The organism is Janthinobacterium sp. ROICE36 (genome assembly GCF_002869965.1).
Classification (GTDB): domain Bacteria; phylum Pseudomonadota; class Gammaproteobacteria; order Burkholderiales; family Burkholderiaceae_D; genus Janthinobacterium.
This window is the reverse complement of record NZ_PEBS01000012.1, coordinates 20,746-45,355: the sequence shown is the minus strand read 5'-3', so window position 1 is coordinate 45,355 and position 24,610 is coordinate 20,746. Positions and strand designations below refer to the sequence as shown.

19 protein-coding genes are annotated in these 24,610 nt (G+C 62.5%); 4 read left to right on the top strand and 15 right to left on the bottom strand.

The window, feature by feature from the left end; genetic code table 11:
- Positions 1–49: 49 nt before the first annotated feature.
- The 15 genes from CSZ94_RS07280 to CSZ94_RS07205 form a co-directional block, all read right to left on the bottom strand.
- A complete protein-coding gene (locus CSZ94_RS07280) occupies positions 50–631 on the bottom strand; it encodes a DJ-1/PfpI family protein (RefSeq protein ID WP_102120902.1) in 582 nt (193 codons plus the stop codon).
- Between the two features lie 91 nt (positions 632–722).
- A complete protein-coding gene (locus CSZ94_RS07275; RefSeq protein WP_102120901.1) occupies positions 723–1,430 on the bottom strand; it encodes an MIP/aquaporin family protein in 708 nt (235 codons plus the stop codon).
- 42 nt (positions 1,431–1,472) lie between these two features.
- The gene (gene glpK, locus CSZ94_RS07270; protein ID WP_102120948.1) at positions 1,473–2,972 is read right to left on the bottom strand and encodes a glycerol kinase GlpK; all 1,500 of its coding nucleotides are present in this window, start codon (positions 2,970–2,972) and stop codon (positions 1,473–1,475) included.
- A gap of 146 nt (positions 2,973–3,118) precedes the next feature.
- Positions 3,119–4,672, bottom strand: coding sequence for a glycerol-3-phosphate dehydrogenase (gene glpD, locus CSZ94_RS07265; RefSeq protein ID WP_258000817.1), 1,554 nt, complete (start codon positions 4,670–4,672; stop codon positions 3,119–3,121).
- A gap of 591 nt (positions 4,673–5,263) precedes the next feature.
- A complete protein-coding gene (locus CSZ94_RS07255) occupies positions 5,264–6,550 on the bottom strand; it encodes an O-acetylhomoserine aminocarboxypropyltransferase/cysteine synthase family protein (protein ID WP_102120898.1) in 1,287 nt (428 codons plus the stop codon).
- Positions 6,551–6,644: 94 nt separating this feature from the next.
- The gene (locus tag CSZ94_RS07250) at positions 6,645–7,556 is read right to left on the bottom strand and encodes a carbohydrate kinase family protein (RefSeq protein ID WP_102120897.1); all 912 of its coding nucleotides are present in this window, start codon (positions 7,554–7,556) and stop codon (positions 6,645–6,647) included.
- Entirely contained in the window at positions 7,553–9,187 is a 1,635-nt protein-coding gene (locus CSZ94_RS07245; protein ID WP_102120896.1) for an alpha-amylase family glycosyl hydrolase, read from the bottom strand. The genes CSZ94_RS07250 and CSZ94_RS07245 overlap by 4 nt, the downstream gene beginning before the upstream one ends.
- Position 9,188: 1 nt before the next feature.
- On the bottom strand, positions 9,189–10,079 hold the full coding sequence (malG, locus tag CSZ94_RS07240; protein WP_034783032.1) for a maltose ABC transporter permease MalG: 891 nt from the start codon (positions 10,077–10,079) through the stop codon (positions 9,189–9,191).
- A gap of 9 nt (positions 10,080–10,088) precedes the next feature.
- Positions 10,089–11,600, bottom strand: coding sequence for a maltose ABC transporter permease MalF (gene malF, locus CSZ94_RS07235; RefSeq protein ID WP_102120895.1), 1,512 nt, complete (start codon positions 11,598–11,600; stop codon positions 10,089–10,091).
- A 133-nt stretch (positions 11,601–11,733) separates the two neighbouring features.
- A complete protein-coding gene (malE, locus tag CSZ94_RS07230) occupies positions 11,734–12,954 on the bottom strand; it encodes a maltose/maltodextrin ABC transporter substrate-binding protein MalE (RefSeq protein WP_180977388.1) in 1,221 nt (406 codons plus the stop codon).
- A 110-nt stretch (positions 12,955–13,064) separates the two neighbouring features.
- Positions 13,065–14,150, bottom strand: coding sequence for an ABC transporter ATP-binding protein (locus CSZ94_RS07225; RefSeq protein WP_102120894.1), 1,086 nt, complete (start codon positions 14,148–14,150; stop codon positions 13,065–13,067).
- Between the two features lie 84 nt (positions 14,151–14,234).
- Positions 14,235–15,875, bottom strand: a complete 1,641-nt coding sequence (locus CSZ94_RS07220; protein WP_102120893.1) for an alpha-glucosidase — start codon at positions 15,873–15,875, stop codon at positions 14,235–14,237.
- 283 nt (positions 15,876–16,158) lie between these two features.
- Positions 16,159–17,172, bottom strand: coding sequence for a substrate-binding domain-containing protein (locus CSZ94_RS07215; protein ID WP_102120892.1), 1,014 nt, complete (start codon positions 17,170–17,172; stop codon positions 16,159–16,161).
- Positions 17,173–17,463: 291 nt separating this feature from the next.
- Positions 17,464–18,681 (bottom strand): maltoporin, encoded by a 1,218-nt coding sequence (locus CSZ94_RS07210; RefSeq protein ID WP_102120891.1) that lies wholly within the window; start codon positions 18,679–18,681, stop codon positions 17,464–17,466.
- A gap of 247 nt (positions 18,682–18,928) precedes the next feature.
- Positions 18,929–20,488 (bottom strand): MFS transporter, encoded by a 1,560-nt coding sequence (locus CSZ94_RS07205; protein WP_102120890.1) that lies wholly within the window; start codon positions 20,486–20,488, stop codon positions 18,929–18,931.
- 115 nt (positions 20,489–20,603) lie between these two features.
- On the opposite strand from CSZ94_RS07205, the gene CSZ94_RS07200 reads away from it, so the two are divergent.
- From CSZ94_RS07200 to CSZ94_RS07185, 4 genes are all read left to right on the top strand, one after another.
- Positions 20,604–21,530: a LysR family transcriptional regulator gene (locus CSZ94_RS07200; RefSeq protein WP_102120889.1), complete on the top strand. Its 927-nt coding sequence runs from the start codon at positions 20,604–20,606 to the stop codon at positions 21,528–21,530.
- A 295-nt stretch (positions 21,531–21,825) separates the two neighbouring features.
- Entirely contained in the window at positions 21,826–22,089 is a 264-nt protein-coding gene (locus CSZ94_RS07195; RefSeq protein WP_102120888.1) for a hypothetical protein, read from the top strand.
- Positions 22,090–22,387: 298 nt separating this feature from the next.
- Positions 22,388–23,281 carry a creatininase family protein gene (locus CSZ94_RS07190; protein WP_102120887.1) on the top strand — a complete coding sequence of 298 codons (894 nt, stop codon included), beginning with the start codon at positions 22,388–22,390 and terminating at the stop codon, positions 23,279–23,281.
- Between the two features lie 57 nt (positions 23,282–23,338).
- Complete coding sequence (locus tag CSZ94_RS07185; RefSeq protein ID WP_102120886.1) at positions 23,339–24,610, top strand: YVTN family beta-propeller repeat protein; 1,272 nt, start codon at positions 23,339–23,341, stop codon at positions 24,608–24,610.

Here is a 24,610-nt window from a genome sequence, read left to right as displayed (position 1 = left end):
GGGCGGCCTCGCGTCCGGAAAGGGCGCGAGGCACTAGCTTTTACAAGGATCAGAGCGTGATGGCTGTTCCCAGTCGCTGGAGAAATTGCGCCAGCCATTGCGGATGGGCGGGCCACGCCGGCGCCGTGATGAAAGCGCCATCGGTGACTGCCTGGTCCACTGCAATGTCCGCATAGTCGCCACCGGCCAGGCGCACTTCCGGCGCGCACGCGGGATACGCCGCAATGCGTTTTCCACGGATGACATCGGCGGCGACCAGCACTTGCGCGCCATGACAGATGGCTGCGATCGGTTTGCCGGCCGCGGCGAATTGGCGCACGATCTCGATCACGCGCGGGTTCAGGCGCAGATATTCCGGCGCGCGGCCGCCCGTGATCATCAGGGCGTCGTAGTCGCTCACCTCGACTTCGTCGAAGCTGGCATTGAGCGCAAACAGATGCCCCGGTTTCTCGGTATAGGTCTGGTCGCCCTCGAAGTCGTGAATGGCGGTCTTGATCTTCTCGCCGCTCTTCTTGCCCGGGCAGACGGCGTGCACCGTGTGGCCGACCATCTGCAATGCCTGGAACGGCACCATCATTTCATAATCTTCCGCAAAATCGCCCGTCAAAAACAAGATTCTTTTCGCTGCCATGTGCTTCTCCTGTGTAAGTGCCTACTCCACACCGCTCCGGCCTGTTACCACGGCCATCTGCGGCAAACGCGGGGGAGTAGTGGGATTGGAATTAGAATTTATAGTTGTACAGCAGTGCCGCCAGGACGGCGCCCAGCAGCGGGCCGACGACCGGTACCCAGGCATAGCGCCAGTCGCTGTCGCGCTTGCCCGGGATGGGCAGGATCGCGTGCATGATGCGCGGACCGAAGTCGCGCGCCGGGCTCATTGCGTAACCCGTGGTGCCGCCGAGCGACACGCCGATGCCCAGCACCAGCAGGGCGACGGGCAAGGCACTCATGGCGCCCAGTCCGAAGCTTGGCGCCGCCATGTTCAACACGGCAAACACGAGAACGAAGGTGGCGATCATTTCGGCGGCCAGGCTGCCAAAGGTGCCCCGGATCGCCGGGCCGGTGCAAAAGACTGCCAGTTTGGTGTCGCCATCGGGGGTGCTCTCGAAGTGCTTGTAGTAGACGACCCATACCAGAAACGCCCCCATCATGCCACCGAGCATCTGCATGGCGACATAGGCGGGGACCTTTGCCCAAGGGAATTTCCCGACCACCGCCAGTGCCACGGTGACCACCGGATTGAGGTGGCCGCCGCTGGCGGCGGCGGTGCACAGCACGGCGACAAAGACTGCCATCGCCCAGCCGATGGCGATCACGATCAGGCCGCTGTTATGGCCCTTGGTTTTTTGCAAGATGACGTTGGCGACCACGCCATTGCCCAGCAGGACGAGCAAGGTGGTGCCGATGAATTCGGCAAATAAAGGATGCATGTGAGACTTCCAGTGAGGTGGTAGGGATGGGCGCTTGGTCGATCAGACCGCATCGGCCCAGGCTTTGCTGGCGTTGATCGCACGTTGCCATCCTTGTATATTGGTCTTCACTGTGCTCGCGTCGAGCACCGGCGTGAAACGGCGGTCCAGTTTCCATTGGTCCTGTATGTCGCTGACATCCTTCCAGTAGCCGACCGCCAAGCCAGCCAGATACGCCGCGCCCAGGGCCGTCGTTTCGGTGATTTGCGGGCGCACCACGTCCACGCCGAGCAGGTCCGATTGGAATTGCATCAACAAATCGTTTGCTACCGCGCCGCCGTCGACGCGCAATTCGGTGATCTTGCCACCCAGGTCGGCTTCCATGGCCTTCAATACATCCAGCGACTGGTAGGCGATGCTGTCGAGCGCAGCGCGCGCGATGTGGGCCGAGGTGGTGCCGCGCGTCACGCCGAACAGCGTGCCGCGGGCGCGCGGATTCCAGTGCGGCGCGCCGAGTCCGGCGAAGGCCGGCACCAGATAGACGCCGTCGCCATGCGGCACCGAGCGCGCCAGCGCCTCGATTTCAGCGGCGCTCTTGATGATGCCGAGCCCGTCGCGCAGCCATTGCACGACCGCGCCGCCGATGAAAATGCTGCCTTCGAGCGCGTAGTTGACTTGCTCGCCGATCTGCCACGCGATCGTGGTGACGAGATTGTTCTTCGATTCAATCGGTTTGTCGCCCGTGTTCATCACCAGGAAGCAACCTGTGCCGTAGGTGTTCTTGACCATGCCTGGCTTGGTGCACATCTGACCGAACAGCGCCGCGTGCTGGTCGCCGGCGATGCCGGCAAGCGGTACGGCGGAGGCAAACAAGGTGGTTTTGGTGGTGCCGTAGACGGCCGAAGAAGGATGGACTTCAGGCAGCATGCTGCGCGGAATATCCATCAAGGCCAGCAATTCCTCGTCCCATTCCAGCGTGTGGATGTTGAACAGCATGGTGCGCGAAGCGTTGGTGACATCGGTGACGTGCAGTCCTTGCTGCGTGAGATTCCAGACCAGCCAGCTGTCGACAGTGCCGAAGGCGAGCTTGCCCTGGTTGGCGCGTTCGCGCGCCCCTGGAACATTGTCGAGTATCCAGCGGATCTTGGTTGCGGAGAAATACGAATCGATCGGCAAACCGGTTTTTTCCCGCACGATGGCTTCGAGGCCGCGGCCTTTCAGTTCATCGCAGAAATCGGCCGTGCGGCGGTCTTGCCAGACGATGGCGTTGTACACCGGGCGGCCCGTCTCGCGGTCCCAGACGATGGTGGTTTCGCGCTGGTTGGTGATGCCGATGGCGGCAATCGATGCGCCATTCAGACCAGCGTGCGTGACGGCTTCGGCGGCGACGCCGGCCTGCGTCGACCAGATATCCTGTGGGTCATGCTCGACCCAACCCGGCTGCGGATAAATTTGCGGAAATTCCTTTTGTGCTACCGAGACGATGTTGCCGGCCCGATCAAACAACACTGCGCGCGAGCTTGTCGTTCCCTGATCGAGCGCAAGAATGTATTGGTCCTTCATCGCCATTTTCTGCATGTCTTATCTCCGTCTATAGTTGATTTTTTTGCCGGTCTTTGCCGCGCCGGTCACTCGGTAAAACTGGTATCCCGTGTCCATGGAGATGGCCCAGGCAAGGCAAAGCTGCCTGGCTCTCAGGCTTATTTTTTTCAAGTGCTCATCTCAGGTATCGACATCTGTTTGATCCATTCCTCCAGACGCGCCACATGCTGCGGCTGGCAGTACAAGCCGCATTTGGTTCTGCGCCAAAGGATGTCTTCGGCGCAGCGCGCCCATTCCACCTCAAACAGATAGCGCGCCTCCTGTTCGTACATGCCGGGCGTCAACTCTTCGCCCAGATCCGTCATATTGTTTGCCGTACCGAGCATGCGCCTGGCGCGGGTGCCGTAGCAGCGCGCATAACGCTGCGCCAGCTTGTCCGGCAGCCATGGGTACCGGGTGTGCAATTGTTGTGCAAAGCGCTCGAAGTCGATGTTGTCAACCAGCGCGCCCGCTTGCTCCAGGTCGCCGCCCGGCAAGGGGGCCGAGGCGGTCCAGTCCGGTGCATCGCCGCCCAGGCGCGGCTGCAGCATGGCCAGCGCTTCTTCCGACAGTTTCCGGTAAGTGGTGATCTTGCCGCCCCAGATATTGAGGAAGGGGGCGGTGTTCGGGTCGCATTCGAGCAGGTAGTCGCGCGTCACCGCCGAGGCGTTTTGCGCGCTGTCGTCGAGCAGCGGTCGCACTCCGGAATAGGTCCAGACCACGTCGCCCGGTGCAATCTGTTTGGTGAAATAGCGGTTGGCCACTTCGCACAGGTAGCTCACTTCGCTGTCGCTGATCGTCACCTTGCCGGGCGCGCCGGTGTATTCCAGGTCGGTGGTGCCGATCAGGGTGAACTCGTCCTGATAGGGAATGGCGAAGATGATGCGTTTGTCCTGGTTCTGGAAAATATAGGCGTAAGGATGGTCGAACAGGCGCGGCACGATGATGTGGCTGCCCTTGACCAGCCGCAGTCCGTGCGTATTGCTCACGCCAGAGGCGGCGTTGGCGAATTGCGCGGTCCAGGGGCCGGCGGCGTTGACGATGGCGCGCGCCGTCACCTCGATGCGGCCATGCTGCTCGCTCTCCAGCGTGGCGTGCCAGCCCTGGCCTTCCTGGCGCACTGCTGCGCAGCGGGTGCGGGTCAGGATGTTGGCGCCGCGTTCGCTGGCGTCCAGCGCATTGAGCACCACCAGGCGCGCATCGTCCACCCAGCCGTCAGAGTAGACGAAGCCCTTGCGGAAATCGCCCTTCAGCGGGCCGCCCGCCACGTGCTGGCGCAGCGACACGCCTTGCGAGGCCGGCAGGAAAGCGCGTCGCGCCAGATGGTCATACAGGAACAGTCCGGCACGGATCATCCAGGCGGGCCGTTGTCCGGCATCATGCGGCATGACGAAGCGCAGCGGCCACATGATGTGCGGTGCCGTGCGCAACAGCAATTCGCGTTCCTGCAAGGCCTTGCGCACCAGCTTGAATTCGTAATACTCAAGATAACGCAGGCCGCCGTGTATCAGTTTTGTGCTGGCCGAGGACGTGTGCTGGGCCAGATCGTGCTGCTCGCACAGCATGACGCGCAAACCGCGGCCGGCCGCATCGCGCGCGATACCGACGCCGTTGATGCCGCCGCCGACGATTAAAAGATCACAGTCCTGTTGCGCTAGCTGCTTGATTGTCGATTGCATCATGATCCTGGAGGTGGTGATAGGCCGCTATGGGCTACAAAAAGTGCATGGTTTCAGGTGTTTCTCATCGCGCCACGCAGTCGCTGTCCTGCGCCTGCCTGCCACTGCCATGGGCGCATCCGGGCGCTCATGCGAACAGGAAGAGAACTGCGCTGAAGTGAAGAATAAGGCGCTTTTTTTTGTTTATTCTACGCACGTTCGAGAATTTAACAACATTTAGTTCTTCTTTTTTGTTCGTTTCGATTCGTTTTCGCAACAAGAGGCTATCGACCATGAGCGGCGGCGCATAGAACAACTTCCCGCCACATGCCTGGAGCATGGGCCTTCGTCGATCATCAAACCCGGCAGGCGCAGCGAAGCAATCGCCATGGCATAGGCGTGATACCAGGGGATGCGGGGAGGGGGACAATGATGTTCCGGGCTGGACCTGGGGGCGATCCAGTGCAAGCATGGGGAGGATGACAGACATGACAGAAGCGCCGCTGGCGCTGCGCGTGAACGCCGGCTTCGCTTTACGGCATGCAGCTGCTCTGTCCCGGCGGGGGGGGGGCATGTCTATGCAGGGACAGGCTTTCAGCCTGATTTCAACCGGAGTCAGGCGGCGTTCAACGCCTGCTCCAGGTCTTCGCGCAAGTCGTCGATATGCTCGATGCCCACGGACAGGCGCAACATGTCTTCGGACACGCCCGCCTTGGCCAGTTCTGCGGGATTGAGCTGGCGGTGCGTGGTGGACGCCGGGTGGGTGGCCAGCGACTTGGCGTCGCCGATGTTGACCAGGCGCGTAAACAGCTGCAGGGCGTCGAGCACGCGGGCGCCGGCCGCGCGCGGATCTTCGCCTTCGGCCAGCTTCAGGCCGAAGGACAGGATGCCCGAGGCGCGGCCATGCATGTATTTTTTCACCAGCGCGTGGTCCGGGTGGTCTTCCAGGCCCGCGTAATTGACCCACGCGACTTTTGGATGCTGCTTAAGGTGCTTGGCCAGGGCCAGGGTGTTGTCGCAGATGCGGTCCATGCGCAGGGCCAGGGTCTCGATGCCCTGGATCAGCTGGAAGGCGCTCAGGGGCGAGATGGCGGCACCCATATTGCGCAGCGGGACGACTCTGGCGCGGCCGATGAAGGCGGCGGGGCCGAACGCTTCCGTGTAGACGACGCCGTGATACGACACGTCCGGTTCGTTCAAGCGCTTGAAGCGCTCCTTGTGTTCGGCCCACGGAAACTTGCCGCTGTCGACGATGGCGCCGCCCACGGTGGTGCCGTGGCCGCCCAGGTATTTGGTCAGCGAATGGACGACGATGTCGGCGCCGTGCTCGATGGGGCGGAACAGGTAGGGGCTGGGCACCGTGTTATCGACGATCAGCGGGATGCCGTGCGCATGCGCGATCGCGGCCAGTTTCGCCACGTCCGTCACATTGCCCAGCGGGTTGCCGATCGATTCGCAGAAGATGGCCTTGGTGCGCGCGTCGATCAGGGCGGCGAAGGTCTCGGGTTGGCGCGCATCGGCGAAGCGCACTTCGATGCCGATCTGCGGCAGGGTGTGGGCAAACAGATTGTAAGTGCCGCCATACAGCTGGCTGGCAGAAATGAAATTGTCGCCCGCTTCGGCGATGGTCTGGATCGCGTAGGTGATCGCCGCCATGCCCGACGCCACGGCCAGCGCGGCCACGCCGCCTTCCAGCGCCGCGACTCTTTTTTCCAGCACGTCCTGCGTGGGGTTCATGATGCGCGTGTAGATATTGCCGGCCACTTTCAGGTCGAACAGGTCGGCGCCATGCTGGGCATTGTCGAAAGCGTAGGCCACCGTCTGGTAAATGGGGACGGCGGCGGCCTTGGTGGTCGGGTCGGGGGTGTAGCCGGCGTGCACGGCCAGGGTTTCGATTCTCATGTGGTCTCCGGTGTCGATGGTATGCGGTGGTGAAATCCGCAGCCATTGTGCCATGCGCCACTTGCAAGGCTGTTACGCTTGATAGAATATTAAGTCATAAGCTAGTGCTATCTTGATATAAGTCATGCAGCTCTGCCTGCGCGATAAATCGTTCATGCGTGCCATGCTGGGCGCAGGCAAACGCGCCGCCGATGGCGCCGCGGCGCATGGCGGCGTCGATGCCCGCGCCATCCAGCCATGCCTGCAGGAAGGCGGCAACGAATGAGTCGCCCGCGCCATTCGTGTCCACCACGGGCAGCGTCAAGCCTGCCGTCGGGTAGTGGCGCACTTCGCCGCTGGCGCGTTCCAGCAGATAGGCGCCGTTGGCGCCGGCCATGGCGATCACGGCTTGCGCGCGGCCTTGCGCGACAATCGCGCGCATGACTGGCTCGTGGCGTTCGCCCAGTGCCGCCGTGCTGAGGAACACCAGGTCGGCGCGCAGGGCAAAGACCCGGTGGTGCGGGTTGACGCCATCCCAGTCGTGCAAATCGGTCGACACCGTGGTGCCGCACTCCAGCGCATCGTCAAACAGCTCGGCCACCCAGCCCATGATGGAAAAGTGCGCATGGCGCGCCGGCCCCAGGTAAGGCAGATAAAAGGCGGCCGGCATGCGCAGGTCTTCCGGGTGGCGGCCATCGTACAGCGACAGCCGGCGCCCTTGCGGGTCAACCAGGTTGACGCTGCGCCGCGTGCCCGATGGCTCGACGAGATGTGAAAAATCGAGTTTGGCTTCCTTGTAGCGCTGCAGGATGGCCGCGCCTTGCGCATCGTCGCCGATGAAATCGATGAACTTGCAGCGCAAGCCCAGCGCATGGCAACCGAGCGCCACGCCATTGCCCGTGTGCGCCACGTAATCGTGGATGGGCGGCACGTGCACGGAATCGGCGACGGGCAATTGCAGGGAAGGGACGCGCACTATTGTATCGATGCCGGCGCCGCCCACTACTACAATGTCATAGTTACTCATGGTGCAGCGTTCTCCAGCAGGACGGTGCCGGCCGCGTTCACCGCGACGGCGCCATCTTTGACGATGTAGTTTTGATTGGTGTAGGCGTCGCGCAGCTTGGTGCCATCGGCGAAAACGCCGCGCACCTTCAGCGCGATAGCACCTTGCGCCTCGGGCACGGCGATGACGGCGTCGCCATCGATCACGCGGGCGAACGCATACGGCTGTTCATGGATGAAGTTGTGCTCGCCGCGCGCCAGGGCAGGGTGGCGCAAGCGGAACTGGCCCAGCTTGCGCGCATGCGCAAGCGTTGCAGAGTCCATGGATGTCCAGTTCATGTCCGACCGTGTCGCCTGCTGTTCGTCGCCGACGGGCGCCGTGCCAGGCTGGCGCGCGCTTTCATCGCCGTAAAACAGCTGCACCCCGCCCGGCGCCAGCAGCAGGGCACTCAAACCGTGTTTCAGCCGGTCGCGTGGGAACAGGCTGGTGTCGTGCGACGAGATATACGACAGGATGTCGTAGCGGGGAGCCGGGCCCTTGGCCAGCAAGCCCGCGTACTGGCGGTACACGCCATCGATGCTTTTCCAGTCGCCGCCGGCGCGGCCTTGAAAATCGAAATTGATCATCGAATCGAAACCGGCATCAAACCAGCTGCTGCGCTCAGGGCCATGGCCCCACGCTTCACCCGTCATCCAGAATGGCGCGTCGTCGATTTTCTGTTGCGGATGACGCGTTTTCCAATCCTTCAAGGCGTCGGTGGCGGCCGCGCGCAGGGCCAGCCAGCTGGCCGGCTCCACATGCTTGACGGTGTCGGCGCGAAAACCATCGACGCCGAATTCGCGCACCCAGTCGGCCAGCCAGTGGACCAGGTAGCCGCGCACCGTTGTATCGGGCAGGGCCACAGCAAGCGTGTCGCTTTTACGTTGTAAAATCGGCGGCAAGCCCACGGCCTTGCCGCTTTCCGTGCGGAAGTCGGGCAGATACGCCAGCTGCATGGTGAAATCATCCTTGCCGCCGTCGGGATAGCCGGGCAAGCCCGCGCGCACCCAGTGCGGGCCCCACCACTGTTTGAATTCGAAGTTGTTGTAGTCGATGAAGCTGTGATAATCGCGCAAGCCGGCCTTCTCGTGGCCCGGCCACAGCACTGGCACCTTGTATTCGGCCAGGGTGCGCAAGTCCGCATAGCCGGGGTGGTTCAGCACCACGTCGAACAGCACGCGGATGCCTTGCGCGTGCGCCGTGTTGATCATCTCGCGCAATTCTTCGCGCGTGCCCATGTTCGCATCCATGGTGGTGTAGTCGAGCGCCCAGTAGCCGTGGTAGGCATAGTGCTGGAATTGCTGCTTGCCGCCCACCACCCAGCCGTGGATCTGTTCATACGGCGCCGTGATCCACAGCGCATTGATGCCCAGTTCTTGAAAATAGCCGGCCTTCAGTTGCTGCGTGATGCCGGCGATATCGCCACCGTGAAAGCTGCCCACATCACCGCCTGCCGGGTCGGCGGCGCGGCCATAACTGTGGTCGTTGCCGGGATTGCCGTTGGCGTAGCGATCCGTCACGGCGAAGTAGACGATGGGGTTGTCCGCGAAGCTGGCCGCCTGCGCCTGCAGGCTGACGAGCAAAGCGGCGAGGGCGGTCAGCACGGTCTTCATGTCAGCCCTTCACGCCGCCAGCCGTCAGGCCGGAGATCATCCATTTTTGCGCCAGCAGGAATACGGCCGTGATGGGCAAGCCGGACAAAATGGCTGCCGCCGCGAAGTCGCCCCACAGGTATTTTTGCTCGTACAGGAACAGTTTCGAGCCGACGGCCAGGGTCAGGTTGTTCTGTTCATGCAGCAGCACGGAGGCGATCGGGTATTCGATGATGGCGCCGATAAACGACAGCAAAAACACCACCATCAGAATGGGCACCGTCATCGGCAGCAGCACGTAGATGAACGCCTGCCACTGCGTGGCGCCGTCGACCTTGGCCGCTTCCTCGATCTCGATGGGGATGGTTTGATAATAGCCCTTGATGGTCCAGATATGCAGGGCGATGCCGCCCGTGTAAGCCAGCACCAGGCTGCCGTGGTGGTCGATGCCCAGCCATGGCACGTAGCTGCCCAGCACATCGAAGATGGCGTAGATGGCCACCAGGGCCAGCACGGCGGGGAACATCTGCAGCAGCATCAGCGCGGAAAGGGTTTGCGACTTGAAGCGGAACTGCATGCGCGCGAACGCATACGCGCAGGTGGTCGACAGCAGCACGGTGACGGTGGCGCTCATGCTGGCCACCTTGATGGAATTCCATAGCCACAGCAGCACGGGGAAGTCCGGCTCGACCAGGGCGCCGTTGGGCGCCTGGTAAGACATGCCCAGCGCCAATCGCCAGTGCTCGAAGCTGATTTCGGGCGGGATCAAACTGCCCGAGGCGAAGTTGCCGGGCCGCAGCGAGATCGACAAAATCATCAGGAAGGGAAACATCACCAGCGCGATCAGCGCGATCACGGCGACGTGGGCCGCCAGAATGCGCCAGCGGTTGGAACGGTCGACAACGATAGCCATTACTGTCCTTTATGCTTTGTTCATGCGCGTCAGGCGCATGTTGACCAGCGAAATCGCGGCCACGAGGAAGAAGATCAGGGTCGAGATGGCGGCGGCCAAGCCAAAGTTCTGGCCCGAATCCTCGAACGCGATGCGGTAGGTGTAGGACACCAGCAAGTCCGTCGTGCCGGCAGGTAACGTGGTATCAAGGAAATCGGGACGTCCGCCCGTCAGCAAGCTGATCAACACAAAGTTATTGAAATTGAAACCCAGGCTGGCCACCATCAGCGGCGTCAGCGGCTTGATGATCAGCGGTAAGGTGATCTTGAAGAAATTCGTCAGCGGTCCCGCGCCGGCCAGGGCCGAGGCTTCATACAAGTCCGAGGGGATCGCCTTGATCAGGCCCATGCACACTACCATCATGTAGGGGTAGCCCAGCCAGGTGTTGACGATGAGGATCATGGCCTTGGCCAGGGTGGTGTCCGAGAACCAGGCGGGCTTGATGCCGAACAAGGCGTCGAGCACCAGGTTGATTTCGCCAAAGTTATTGTTGAACAAGCCCTTGAAGACCAGGATGGAAATGAAACCCGGCACGGCGTACGGCAGGAACAGCAGGGTGCGGTACAGGCCGCGGAAGCGCAGCGCATCCCAGTTCAGCAGCACGGCCAGCACCATGCCCAGGCCCGTGGTGGTGGCCACGCTGATCAGGGCGAAAACGATGGTCCAGACGAAAATGCGCAAGAAGGGACCGCGGAACGCTTCATCGGAGAAAATCTTCACGAAGTTGGCAAAGCCCACATTGACCTTGAAGCCCGGTTCCAGTTTCGTGCCATCCGGCATTTCATAAAAGCCCGTCTTGAAATTCGGCTTGATGCGTTCGCCCGTGGCGATCTTCTTGAGGGTCTGGTCGGGTAGTTGCTTGTAGACATGCGCGACGGGGCCGAATTCGCGCAAGCCCACCATGCGCAGCTCGATCTTGTTCGGCATGATCAGGGTGAGCTGCTTCAAATCTTTTTGCAGGGCGATGATGTCCTTGATGCTCAGCGGCGGGGCCAGCACGGGCGCTTGCACGGGATCCGGCGGCGCCACCTCCACATTCAGGGGCACGGCGTGCTTCAGGGCCAGCGGCTGCGTCAAGAGCACTTCGCCCGTGTCCGGGCTTTCCAGGCGCAAGCGGTATTGTTTGTTGTCGGGATGCACGGTCATGGCATACCCGGCGCTTTCCACGCGCTGCGTCTCGTCGAGCAGGTATTGCGTGGCCCGCTCGTAGGTGAGCAGGTTGCGCGAACTGAAATTGGTAAAGCCGATCGACACCGTGTACACCATCGGCAGCAGCACGAAGACGATCACCGCCGTGATGCCGGGAAACAGATAACGGTAGGCATAGGCGCGCGGCGACGTGAAGACAAACGTCGTCAGGGTCAGCAAGCCGAGGAAAACGGCGGCCAGCATGGTTTGCCCGGAAATGTACAACATGAAGAGCAGATACAGACCCAGCGCCATGCTGATGGTCAATACCGTAGGGCCGATAAACTTGCGCACGATGGATACCTGTGAAGATGGATGCAGCAGAATGCCGGGGTCAGTCCCTTCGGAAGGGGAACACATCCCATTGGGATGCGTTCCCCCGGCGGGTCTGACCGCAGATTTTTGCCTGGGGTGATGGATACCTGGTTTAATTCGCCGTCGTGATCCGCTTCGCCGCCGCGTCCAGGCCATCTTTGGTCGTCTGGCGGCCTTGCGTGATGTTTTCCAGCGCCGATTGCATGGACGACCAGAAGCGGCCCATTTCCGGGTTGTTCGGCATCGGGCGCCCCGCTTGCGCGCTTTCCATCGTCGCCTGGATGTTCGGGTTGGCTTTCAATTCCGCGAACAGTACCTTGTTCGCTGGCGTGCCCAGCGGGACGTCGGCGTTGATGGTTTTCAAGCCATTGAGCTGCAGCATCTGGTTTTCCAGGAATTCCGTCGCCAGGTCCTTGTTCGGGCTGGCTTTCGAAATCATCGCGCCCAGCACGCCCACGAATGGCGTGGCTGTCTTGCCTGCCACGGTAGGAATCGTTGCCACGCCGAAATTGATTTTTGATTTGCGCGCATTGTCCCACGACCATGGGCCGTTGATCATCATGGCGATCTTGCCCTGGTTGAAGCCCGCTTCCATCTCGGCATAGCCGGCGCCCTTCGGCATGGCGCCGCTATTGATCAGGGTCATCAGCGCATTCACGCCCGCCTGCGAACCGGCATTGTTCACGCCCGTCTTGGCCGCATCGTAGCAGCCGTCGCTCTTGACTTCAAACGGGAAGCCGCCGCCCGCGCCCAGCAAAGGCCAGGTGAAATAGGTATTCGTGTAATCCCACAGGATGGCTTTCTTGCCCTGTGCCGAGAGTTTCTTGTCCAGCGCGGCAATTTCCTCGAAGGTTTTTGGCGGATTCGGCACCAGATCCTTGTTGTAGACGAGGGCCACGGCTTCGATGGAGATCGGATAGCCCCAGGTCTTGCCGCCCACCGTAAAGGCGTTCCAGGCCAGCGGCAGGATGGCGGCGCGCGCTTCCTTGCTTGGCGTCAATGGTTGCAGCAAGCCCGCATCGATCCAGCCGCCGATGCGATCATGCGGCCAGATCCAGATGTCCGGGCCCTTGCCGGCGGCCGCTGCCTGCTGGAATTTGTTTGGCGCATCTTCCGGGTGCTCGACGACGACCTTGATGCCGGTCTTCTTGGTGAATTCTTCGCCGACCTTGGCCAGGCCCTTGTAGCCCTTGTCGCCATTGATCCAGATCAACAGGGTGCCTGCTTCGGCCGCGTTCGCCATGCTGACGGCGGCCAGGTTGCCGATGCCGGCCAGGGCGGCGGCGATCAGGGTGGTTTTGATGAAGCTGCGTTTCGGGTGCGTGAAGGACATGTCAATCTCCAGTATCTTTTTTTATGCTAAGTTTATGTTGAGTATCAAGGCTGAAACGATGCAACCGGGCCAGGCGGCGCCTGTAGCGCCTGGCCCCTTAAAGCCGGGGTTCAGGTACGGGTCTGGCCGTGCTCGTCGAATACGTGGACGCGGGCGGGCGCCACCTGCAGCGCCACGGACTGGCCAATGGCCCAGTCGGTTTCCGCATCGGCGCGCACCACCAGCGGCTCGTCGCCGCCCGGTACCTGCACATACAGATAGCTGATGTCGCCCAGTTTTTCCACCGCCTGCACGCTGGCCGTGAGGGCGGCCGTGGCGCCGGGCGCGCACGCTTGCACATGCTCGGGACGCGCGCCGATGGTGACGGGGGTGCCGCTGGCCAGCGGCTGCTGGAGTGCTGCCTGCAGCGTGCCGCCGGCGTTGGTGGCGATGCTGGCCACGCCGTCGGCGTAGTTGTGGATTTTGCCTTTGAGGAAGTTCATGCGGGGCGAACCGAGGAAGCCGGCCACGAACAGGTTGGCAGGATGGTGGTATAGCTCCAGCGGGGCGCCCACTTGCTCGATGCGGCCCGCGTTGAGCACGACGATGCGGTCGGCCAGGGTCATCGCTTCGACCTGGTCATGCGTGACGTAAATCATGGTCGAACGCAATTCGCGGTGCAAATTCGCCAGTTCGATGCGCATCTGCACGCGCAGCGAGGCGTCGAGATTGGACAGCGGCTCGTCGAACAGGAAGACGTCGGGCTTGCGCACGATGGCGCGGCCGATGGCCACGCGCTGGCGCTGTCCGCCCGACAAGTCTTTCGGTTTGCGTTCGAGCAAAGGTTCGATGCGCAGGATTTGCGCGGCGCGTTGCACGGCGTCGGCGATTTGTACGCGGCTCTGTCCGGCCAGCTTCAGACCAAACGCCATGTTTTGCGCCACGCTCATGTGCGGGTACAGGGCGTAGCTCTGGAACACCATGGCGATGCCGCGCTTGGCGGGGGGGACATCATTCATGCGCGTCTTGCCGATGAACAAGTCGCCGCCGCTGATTTCCTCCAGGCCGCAAATGCTGCGCAGCAAGGTGGACTTGCCGCAACCGGACGGGCCCACGAAGACCATGAATTCGCCATCGGCGATCTCCAGGTCGATGCCGTGCAGGGTTTGCACGTCGCCATATGCCTTCTTCAGCCCTGCTAATTTTAGTCCTGCCATGTCGTCCTCGTTCTGTCAATTCGGCCCCGCTGATGCGCGGGGCTCGTTATTGTAATTGGCGGCGTGGCCGCCAAAGCCTGCGATTTACGCCAAGGTGCCGAACCAGCCGCCATGCGGGGGCAGGGTGATCTGGCTGCCTTGCTTGTCGCCCGGCAAGCCGTGACCGGCCAGGTCGGTCGCTGCTGCGGCGGCCGGCAAGTCAAACGTGACCGCTTCGGTGCCCAGGTTGAAGGCGGCCAGCACGGATGGTTGGCCGGGCAAGTCGCGGCGCAGGGCCAGCACGGGTTCCGGCGCATCGAAGAAGGCAATGTCGCCGCGCAGCAATTGCGGCAGGGTGCGGCGCCAGGCGAGGATGGTTTGCGCAAACGTCAAGGGCGAGGCGCTATCGCGCTCTTCGACGTCAACGGCCCGCTCCATGTGCTCGGGCGGCACCGGCAACCAGGGTTTTGCATTGCTGAAGCCGCCATGCGGCGCATCGGCCACCCACGGCATCGGCGTGCGGCAGCCATCGCGGCCCTTGAACTGGGGCCAGAACGGGATGCCATACGGGTCTTGCAGCGCTTCGAAAGGCAAGTCCGCTTCCGTCAGGGCCAGTTCGTCGCCCTGGTACAGGCACGGCGTGCCTTTCAATGCCGCCTGCACGGCCAGCACCACCTTGGCCAGCGATGGCGACGGGTTCTCGCCGCCCCAGCGCGTCATGACGCGCACGCTGTCGTGGTTGCCAACGGACCAGGAAGCCCAGCCGTCGGTCACTTGGGCTTCAAATTCTTCCACCTGCGTGCGGATGTGCGCGGCTGAAAACTCTGCCGTCAGCAAATTGAAACTGTAAGCCATGTGCAGCTTGTCGCCGCCCGTGGTGTAGGCGGCCATGGTGGCCAGCGCATTGTCGTCGCCCACTTCGCCGATGGAAATGGCTTGATATTCGTCAAGCACGGCGCGCACGCGTTGCAGGTAGGCGATGTTTTCCGGCTGCGTCTTGTCGTACACGTGCGCCTGCATGCCGTAGGGATTGATGGCCGACACGCTGCTGGCGTCGCGTTGCGCGGCTGGCGGATTGTCGCGCAGCAGCTGGTCGTGATACGGGAAGTTGCAGGAATCGAAGCGGAAACCGTCGACGCCCCGCTCCAGCCAGAAACGCAGGTTGTCCAGCTGGGCTTGCTGCACGGCCGGATTATGGAAGTTCAGGTCGGGCTGGCTGGCGAGGAAATCGTGCAGATAGTACTGGCCGCGGCGCGGCTCCCATTGCCAGGCGGAACCGCCAAACACGGACAGCCAGTTGTTGGGCGCCGTACCGTCCGGTTTCTGGTCGGCCCAGACATACCAGTCGGCCTTGGCATTGTCGCGGCTGGCGCGGCTTTCCACGAACCACGGGTGGATGTCGGACGAGTGCGACAGCACCTGGTCGATCATCACTTTCAAGCCCAGTGCATGGGCGCGCGCCACCAGGCGGTCGAAATCGGCCAGGCTGCCAAACATGGGGTCGACGTCGCAGAAATCGGCCACGTCGTAGCCGAAGTCCTTCATCGGCGACGTGAAGAAGGGCGAGATCCACACGATGTCGGCGCCCAGGGCGGCGATGTATGCAAGTTTCGAAGTAATGCCGGGCAAGTCGCCGATGCCGTCGCCATTGCTGTCGAGGAAGCTGCGTGGATAGACCTGGTAGATCACGGCGCTGCGCCACCAGTCGGCGGGCAGGTGGGCAAGATTGTTCTGGATGGTCGGCATGAATGATTTCTTAAAAGTTGCCTGTAGCCTTGGCTATCAGGGCAGCGCTGCTGGTTGGTAGGCGAACGTCTTATTTTAGTATTCAAAGCGCTTTGGGTATGAAATGAGTATAGTTCAAAGCGCTTTGAAAAGTAAAGCGATACACGCACCAGACATACGATTTTTTTATGAGGGTGATTCAGGAGGGCAAAACAGAGCGGAAGAGGGCGTTTTACGAAACCCCAAGCGGAGGCGGGGATCGGACCTTGAGGGGCCGACCCCCGTAGTTTGCTCTAGGGGTAAATCAGGCGTGTATGACCGGCCCGGCCGACTCGCCCGGCAGCAGTTCGCACGGCCACAGTGCCTGCAAGTCGGTGACGGGCGTGCCATCCATCAGGGCCAGCAGCATGTGGATCATCTTCGCGCCGGCGCCGCGCGGGTCGGGCTGGACGACGGTGGTGACGTTGTGGCCGGCCAGGGAATCTTCCATCACGCCCCAGACGATCAGCGACATCTCGCTGCCGATGGCAATGCCCGCGTCGAGCAGGGCGCGCACGGCGCCCACGCCCGACATGTGATTGTCGACGATGACGGCGGTAGGGCGGGGCGAGCGGGCCAGCAGGCGCTGCATGGCCTGGTAGCCGGCGCGGCGGTCGTGCGCGTTGTCGACCAGATTGTCCGGATCGACGACGAGGCCGCCTGCCTGCATGGCGTGCTGGAAACTCTCGACGCGCTGGCGCACGAAGTTCAGGTCCGGCGTGGCGCTGATCAGGCCGATGCGCTGGTGGCCCAGTTGCGCCAGGCGCTCGACGGCCAGGCGCATGCCCGCCTCGTTGTCATAGTCGAACCAGGCGTGCGGCTGGTTCAGCTGCGTGCGGCCATGCGCAACAAACGGCATGCCTTGCTGCGCCAGGTAGGCGATGCGCTCGTCGAACGGCTTGGTCCGTCCCACGACCAGCCCGTCGATGCGGCGTCCCTTGACCATGCGTTCATACGTGTGGAATTCGTTGCCGGCCGAAGCGGGTGCGATCATCATGTCCATCTGCTGCGCTTCCAGCGCTTCCGACATGCCGCCGACGATGTCGATGAACATGGGGTCGGCCAGGTCGTTCGGCATCAGCGGGTAGATGATGCCGACGATATTCGTGCGCCCCACGGCCAGGCTGCGCGCCATGGGATTGGGGCGGTAACCGGCGGCCTGCGCGGCGGCCAGCACCCGTTCGCGCGTGCGTTCACTCACTTCCGGATAGCCATTCAAGGCGCGGCTGACGGTGGTTTCGGATATTCCTAGCGTTTTGGCGAAATTTTTGAGGTTCATGGATGCTGCGTCTGGGGTGGATCGGGAGCGATGCAGGGTAGTTTATCTGATAAATGCCGGAATCATCAGGGGTATGACCAGCGGCGGCAGCGCCCAAAAAAATACGCGGGCAAACCCAGGGGCGCCCGCGCTAAAAGAGGATACTGCTGAATCACTACATTGAAGCTACCGGCCATCGCGTGCAGCGGCGAAATGGTGGGTCCGGATATTCCTTGCCCCTGGATGAGCGGGCGGTGTTGCTGCCAGTGGCTGGCGTCCAGGGACGCTTGCCAAAGTGCCAGAGTCCCGCGCTTACCACCAGGATTCCACCTGGAAACCCATCGAGCTGCCATTGGTCTTGCCACCGAATACGCCCGTCGACGACAGCGCGGTTTCCGCCGCAGCGGCCGACTGGGCTGCCTTGTTCCATTTGGCGTAGGTGTAGAAGGCGCGCAGCACGGGGCGCGACCAGAAGCTGTTGCCGGCCGACAGTTGCGGCGCGAAGGTCAGCTTGGTCAGGTTGCGGCTCTCGCCGCCTTCCGGCTTGACGATGTCGTGGCCCAGTTCCACGGCCAGGCTGTAGTTGTCCGTGAAGTGGTAGACGGGACGCGCGCCGATCGAGGTCCATTTGCTGCTGACGCCCGCCGTTTGCTTGTCTTCGTAGACGAAGGTGCCCATGCCCGACCAGGCGCCTTTGGGCTGGATCATGATTTGTTCCGTCAGGCGCGTGACCTTGTCATCCTTGTCGGCGCCCAGGCTGAAGCCGCCCGTGTTGGCGGCGCTGCCCTTGCCGAACTGCAAGGCGACCTTGTTGAAGCCGCCGAGCAGGTTGCCTTGCGTATGCATGATGGTCAGCAAGTGGCCGCTGGCGATGGGGGCTGCGCCTTGCGCGTTGCGTTTCTGGTTGAATTGCAGGCCCAGCGTCAGTTCGCCGTCCGGGTTGACCTTAATGCCGGAGAAGCGCAGATCGTGGGACAGGCCCATGCGCTTGCCGTCCGTGTCATCGGCTGTGCGCACGACGGCGTAGGCCAGCTTGGCGGCGCCCAGGTCGATGTTTTCCAGGCCGGCGCCGGGGCCGCTGTTATTCCAGAAGTAGTAATCGGTGATGTGCACGTCCTGGCGGTCGTAGTAGCGCTTGCCCACCCAGGCGCGTGCTTCGGCGAAGGCGCCCGTGCCGATCTTGTCGGCCACCACGTTCATTTCGCGCCACGACGGGTCCGATTGCTCCCAGTCCTGGTTCTGGTTGACGGAAAACGCCACCAGGGTATTGATGCGGAAGGTGGTGCCGTTGGCTGCCTTGAAGGCTTCGCCGCCGAATTTCAGCTCGCCGTAGGTTTCGCACTCGTTGCCCAGACGATACTTGGACGAGGCGCCGGCCAGACCGAAACAGGCTTCCTTGCCGCCTTCGCTGCTGGTGCCGAAGCCCGAGCGGATATAGCCGCCGAAGTCGATCGGCAGGGCAGCCTGGGCCGATGCGCTCAAGGCCATCAACACTGCCGCTGGCAACGCTTTCAAGAAAAATTTGTTCATTGTGTCTCCAGTGTTTTTATAGGTGTGGGGTCGGCGCGCATCAATTTGCACAGCCAAAGCGCTTTAACTATGTCTCAAAGCGCTTTGAGTATAGTTCAAAGCGCTTTGATCAGTAAACTAGTTTTGTTCTTTGAATTCTTCTTATACTGTTGAGGTGTGGTGGAGAAACATCAAAGGCGGGTGGCGGCGCGTGGGCGCCGCCGGATGTGGCGGGGAGGGAATTGCTGTCGTGAGGAAATAGGGTGACTTAGTTTTGCGCCTTGCAGGCGGGCCGTGCGGCCGTGTCTGTTGCCGCAGCGGCCGGATGACGCAGGAAGCCCAGGATCAGCAGGGCCGACGCCGTCGTGATGCTTGCCAGCACATATAGCAAGTGGCGGAAGGCCGCGCCATACGCTTGCGCCAGCTCGGCGGCGCCAGCCTGCGGCAGCAGGGTAGCAGCATGGCGCAGCTGGCCCAGCGCCAGAAAGGGGCCGGCGTGCGCCGCCTGTTCCGCGCCGATGCCGGCAATGCCGGCGCCGCCCAGCGCTGCCACGGTGAACGTGCCCAGCAGCGCGCTGACGATGGCCAGCGCCAGGCCTTCGCCCGCCACGCGCGTCGTATTGAAAATGCCGGCCGCCATGCCGGCCCGCTCGACAGGCACGACGCTGATGGCCAGGCCATCCATCAAGCCCCAGGGCAGGCTGATGCCGCAGCCGATCAGCAGCAGCGGCCCCAGCAAGCTGGCGGGCGCCTGGCCCGGCGCGCAGGTGGAGAACCACAGCAAGCCGCCCGCCGCCAGCAGCAGGCCGCTGGCGCAAATGTGGGCGGCGGCAAGGCGCTGCGCCGCCATGCCGGCCAGGACAGGCAGCACCAGCATGGGCGCCGACAGGGCGATCATCATGCGTCCCGCTTCCAGTGCGCTGTAGCCCTCGATGCCGATGAAGCGGGCCGGCAACAATACCAGCAGCACGACAAAGGAAAACGCGGGCGCAGCGGCCAGCAGTTGCACACCGGCAAAAGCGGGTAGACGGAACAGTGTCAAATCCAGCATGGGCCGCGCCGCGCGCCGCTCCACGCGGATGAACACGCCCAGCAGCAAGGCCGCGCCACCGAGCAGTCCCAGGCTGGCGGCGCTACCCCAGCCGCTGTCCGGCGCCTGCAGCAAGCCATACGTAAACAAGGAGAGGGCGCCGGTAAACGTCAGGGCGCCGGGCCAGTCCACGCCTTGCGCCTGCGGGTCGCGCGATTCGCGCATGGCGCGCGCGGCGGCCAGCAGGGCGGCCAGGCCGGCCGCAGCCGTGGCGCCAAAAATGGCGCGCCAGCCCGTGTGCGTGATCAATGTACCTGCCAGGAAGGGGCCGAAGGCCAGGCCCACGCCGAAGGCCGTGCCGATCAGGCTGAAGGCGCGCGCGCGGGCGGGGCCGTCGAATTCCTGCGCCAGGGCCGCCAGTCCGCTCGACAGGGCCATGGCGCAACCGAGGCCCTGGACGGCGCGCAGCACGTCGAGCCATACAATGCCGGGCGCGGCCGCCAGCGCCAGGGCGGCGGTGGAAAACACGCCCATGCCCAGCAAGAACACGCGCTTGCGGCCATAGCGGTCGGTCAGCGCGCCGGCCACCATCAGGCAGCCGCCAAAGCTGAGCATGAAGGCATTCGTGATCCACGCCAGCGCCAGCGGCGTGCCGTGCAGGTCGGCGGCGATGGCGGGAATGGCGATGGCCGGACCCGTGAAACTGAGCGGCATGCACAGCGCGGCCAGGCAGACGGCAGCCAGCACGAAGGCGCGCCGGGGCGGCGAGGCAGGCTTCATACGGTGATTCGTATCCATGGGAATGATTCCAGAAAGAGGGAATCTGATGATAATATGGACGCAATCAATGAAAAAGTGGTTGAAAATCCATTCATAACGGACAAATATTCCTTAATGGAGATGGCGAGGTGGCATGGATAATCTGAACGGCATCGCCGCCTTCGTGCGCGCGGCGGAAATGCGCAGCTACGTGGCGGCCGGGCGCCTGCTCGGTGTGTCGGCCTCGGCCGTGGGCAAGAGCGTGGCGCGGCTGGAAGAAAAGCTGGGCGTGCGCCTGCTCAACCGCAGCACGCGGCGCATCAGCCTGAGCAACGAGGGCGCGCTGTTTTACGAGCGCTGCCAGCGCATCCTGGCCGACCTCGGCGATGCCGAGGCGGAACTGTCGCAACTGGCCCTGGCGCCGCGCGGCAAGCTCAGGGTCAGCCTGCCCGTGATCGGCTACCGCATCATATTGCTCCTGCTGGCCGAATTTACGCGCCTGTATCCGGAGATCGAGCTCGACCTCGATTTCAACGACCGCCTGGTCGACGTGGTGGCCGAAGGCGTCGACGTGGCCGTGCGCAGCGGCACGCTCACCGATTCGCGCCTGATGGCGCGCGAGCTGGGGCCGTTTGCCTTCGCCATCGTGGGCTCTCCCGCGTATTTCGCCCGCCATGGCGTGCCAGCCACGCCGCGCGCGCTGGAAGGCCACGCCTGCGTGCGCTATAAATTTCCCACCACGGGCAAGTTGCAGGAATGGGCCTTGCAGCGTGCCGATGGCGATAGCGGCGGCGAGTTGCGCTTGCCAACGGCCTTGACCTGCAACAATATCGAAGCGCTGATCGGCGCCGCCACGCAGGGTGTGGGCCTCGCTTACCTGCCCGACTTTATCGTGCGCGACGCCATCGCGCGCGGCGAACTGCAAGCCGTGCTGGCTGACGATTTGCTGTATGCGAGCAAGTTCTGGGTGCTGTGGCCATCGAGCCGCCACCTGTCACCGAAAATCCGCGTCTTTGTTGCCCATCTGTGTACCCACCTGCATTTTTCCTCGCCCCTTCCTGGTCCTGTATCGCTGCGCTGATCTCCTGGCCGCCGCACTGGCGGCTGCTTGCGCAATATTCCTACCCCAAAGAGATTATTCCTGACGCTGCCGAATTTATATTTGCTGCGTCGCATCACGCGATGTCGCGCAGCATCACAGGCCTTGCAAAGCAGGCTCACTGATATAAGCTTTTTAGCAAAACGTGGAATGGGCATGTTATATTGATTGATTTTCTTTTTGGAAACTATTTCGTTCGCCAATTTTTATCAATCAAGCCTCCTCTCTTTTCTGGCCGCCAATGACTTGCCCAGTGTGTAATGCCCAAAATTCGGCCATGAGTGTACGTTGCCTCGAGTGTGGAACCATCCTGATACAAGAGGCAATTGCCCGGCCTGAAGGGCTGCAACAAACCGTGGACAATCTGGACCGGCGCATGGATGCAGGCTATGGCGGATTGGCCGGCTTCGTCGTCGGCATCGTGAGTTGGCTGGCTCTCTCTCAGGACGAAAGTGAAGTTAACGGTTGGCTTCTGGTGTCCGTTGTGACAGGCGCCTTGCTGGGACGATTTATTGCATGGCGTAGGCGCAATAAACTGTAGGGGATGTCCAGGGCGCCGCCGGCGGCTGCGGTTGACGGGGAAGAATCATATTGCCCGCATCCGGTGCGTTGGCCTGGACCGGCGACTACGCCATTCAATGTATTCATGGCGATGTCGATGCGGGGCTAGCGCGACAATCGCCTGATGGATAGTTTCCCCTCGTCAATTCCTTGCAAAGTACCGCGTCAAATTAACGTGCCGTTACCGTCATGATGGAATACAATTCCTGCGTGGCAGCCAGCTTGCCTGGCAAGGCCGGGCACGGCGTCACGCTTTGACCTTGGAAAGATGTTTGCTTATGACTCTGCAGTTCCCCCTGCCGAATGTACCCCTGGCGCCGCGCGCGCCCTCCATTCTGTCCAAGCCATCCGGCTCCCTGTTTGCCCTGACCCTGTTCTGCCTGATTCCTGCGGCGTCCGCTCTGGCGGCCACGCCTGCCAGCAGCAGCGTCATGCTGGAAGAACTGACCAGCACGGAGTTGCGCAGCCGCATAGACCACGGCGCCACCACCGTGTTGGTGCCGATTGGCGGCGTCGAGCAGAGCGGGCCATATATCGCGCTGGGCAAGCACAATGTGCGTGCCAGCTTGCTGGCGCGGCAGATCGCGCAAAAGCTGGGCAACACCATCGTTGCGCCCGTGGTTTCCTACGTGCCGGAAGGCGCGATTTCGCCACCGGCCGGCCACATGCGCTTTGCCGGCACCATCTCGATACCGCCGGCCGCCTTCGAAGCGGTGCTGGAAGGGGCGGCCGCCAGCCTGCGCCAGCATGGTTTTCGCGACATCATTTTCCTCGGCGATCACGGCGGTTACCAGAAGAACGAGCAGAATGTGGCGAATAAGCTGAATCGGGCCTGGGGCAAAGCTTCCCCGGCGAAAGATGCGCGTGCGTATGCCTTGCTCGATTACTATGACATTACGCAATCGCCATATATTGCTGAACTGCAGAAGCGCGGCTACAGCAGCGCCGAAATCGGCTTGCATGCGGGCTTGGCCGACGCGGCGCTGATGCTGGCGACGGATCCGTCGCTCGTGCGCAGCGCAGCCATGGCCCACGGACCCAAGCCCGGCGTGGCGGACGGCGTGCGCGGCGACGCCACGCGTGCCACGGCTGAATTGGGCCAGGTGGGCGTCAAGTTGCAGGTCGACACCTCGGTGGCCGCCATCAAGCAGTTACTACAACGCAACAAGTGAATTCTCCGCCGGAAGTGCTGAACTTCCGGCTTTTGCAACGAAAAGACGCGAAATTACATGAAAAAATCTCAACGACGCACCATTGTCACCTTGTCTGCCCTGGCTGCTGCACTGGCAGGACTGGGCGTGGCCAGCCAGGTCACCGGCGCCAGCCCCGCGACCCCTGCTGCCGCCGCACCGACTGCCGCCTATTCCCCGCTGCCGGGCATGCCGCCGCTGGTGGACCCGAAAAACGTGTATGGCAGCATCGCCAGCAGCAATATGAGTCCTGTCGTCAAAGATCATTTGCGCCGTGTCTACGTGCCCAACCTGCGCTCGAACGACGTGTATGTGATCGACCAGGAGAGCCTGAAGGTGGTCGACAAGTTCAAGGTCGGCAGCGGTCCGCAGCACGTGGTGCCGTCGTGGGACTTGCGCACCCTGTGGGTGGCGAACAATGCCGAACGCACGGACAAGGGCAGTTTGACGCCGATCGACCCTTTGAGCGGCAACCCGGGCAAGGAAGTGCCCGTCGATGATCCCTACAATATGTATTACACGCCGGACGGAAAATCGGCCATCGTCGTGGCTGAAGCGCGCCACCGCCTCGATTTCCGCGATCCGAAGACCATGGCGGTGCAGTATTCGATCGACACACCTCAGTGCGGCGGCATCAACCATGCGGATTTCTCGAATGACGGCCGCTACGCCATGTTCACCTGCGAGTTCGATGGCACCATCGCCAAGATCGACCTGGTGGGGCGCAAGGTCGACGGCTACCTGAAATTGCAGATGCCGGCCAAGCGCTTTGCCGAGTCCGGCCCCGTGGGCGGCCCGGCAAATGAAATCTGCAGCGTCAAGAAGGGCATGCCGCAAGACATACGCATCTCGCCGGACGGCAAGAAATTCTTTATCGCCGACATGGATGCCGACGGCGTGCACATCGTCGATGGCGCCACCCTGAAGGAAATCGGCTTCATCCAGACGGGCGTGGGCGCGCACGGCCTCTACCCTAGCCGCGATGGCAAGAAACTGTACGTGGCCAACCGCGGCACGCACCGCATCCACGGCAAGCGCAATGGCAAGGGCAGCGTCAGCGTGATCGATTTTGCCACCGAAAAAGTGGTGGCGAACTGGCCGATTCCCGGCGGCGGCAGCCCCGACATGGGCAATGTATCGGCCGATGGCAAATACCTGTGGCTGTCCGGCCGCTTCGACGATGTGGTGTACCGCATCGATACGAACAGTGGCGACGTGTCCAAGGTGAAAGTTGGCCAGGAACCGCACGGCCTCACCGTGTGGCCGCAGCCGGGCCGCTATTCGCTCGGCCATACGGGCAACCTGCGCTAG

Coding starts and splice junctions, on each gene's coding strand:
- CSZ94_RS07210 (WP_102120891.1), bottom strand. CDS start 18,681: ATGAACAAATTTTTCTTGAAAGCGTTGCCAGCGGCAGTGTTGATGGCC.
- glpK (WP_102120948.1), bottom strand. CDS start 2,972: ATGAAGGACCAATACATTCTTGCGCTCGATCAGGGAACGACAAGCTCG.
- CSZ94_RS07225 (WP_102120894.1), bottom strand. CDS start 14,150: ATGGCAGGACTAAAATTAGCAGGGCTGAAGAAGGCATATGGCGACGTG.
- CSZ94_RS07215 (WP_102120892.1), bottom strand. CDS start 17,172: ATGAACCTCAAAAATTTCGCCAAAACGCTAGGAATATCCGAAACCACC.
- CSZ94_RS07220 (WP_102120893.1), bottom strand. CDS start 15,875: ATGCCGACCATCCAGAACAATCTTGCCCACCTGCCCGCCGACTGGTGG.
- malG (WP_034783032.1), bottom strand. CDS start 10,079: ATGGCTATCGTTGTCGACCGTTCCAACCGCTGGCGCATTCTGGCGGCC.
- malE (WP_180977388.1), bottom strand. CDS start 12,954: ATGTCCTTCACGCACCCGAAACGCAGCTTCATCAAAACCACCCTGATC.
- glpD (WP_258000817.1), bottom strand. CDS start 4,672: ATGATGCAATCGACAATCAAGCAGCTAGCGCAACAGGACTGTGATCTT.
- CSZ94_RS07195 (WP_102120888.1), top strand. CDS start 21,826: ATGAGTGTACGTTGCCTCGAGTGTGGAACCATCCTGATACAAGAGGCA.
- CSZ94_RS07185 (WP_102120886.1), top strand. CDS start 23,339: ATGAAAAAATCTCAACGACGCACCATTGTCACCTTGTCTGCCCTGGCT.
- CSZ94_RS07255 (WP_102120898.1), bottom strand. CDS start 6,550: ATGAGAATCGAAACCCTGGCCGTGCACGCCGGCTACACCCCCGACCCG.
- CSZ94_RS07245 (WP_102120896.1), bottom strand. CDS start 9,187: ATGAAGACCGTGCTGACCGCCCTCGCCGCTTTGCTCGTCAGCCTGCAG.
- CSZ94_RS07280 (WP_102120902.1), bottom strand. CDS start 631: ATGGCAGCGAAAAGAATCTTGTTTTTGACGGGCGATTTTGCGGAAGAT.
- CSZ94_RS07250 (WP_102120897.1), bottom strand. CDS start 7,556: ATGAGTAACTATGACATTGTAGTAGTGGGCGGCGCCGGCATCGATACA.
- CSZ94_RS07275 (WP_102120901.1), bottom strand. CDS start 1,430: ATGCATCCTTTATTTGCCGAATTCATCGGCACCACCTTGCTCGTCCTG.
- CSZ94_RS07190 (WP_102120887.1), top strand. CDS start 22,388: ATGACTCTGCAGTTCCCCCTGCCGAATGTACCCCTGGCGCCGCGCGCG.
- CSZ94_RS07205 (WP_102120890.1), bottom strand. CDS start 20,488: ATGGATACGAATCACCGTATGAAGCCTGCCTCGCCGCCCCGGCGCGCC.
- CSZ94_RS07200 (WP_102120889.1), top strand. CDS start 20,604: ATGGATAATCTGAACGGCATCGCCGCCTTCGTGCGCGCGGCGGAAATG.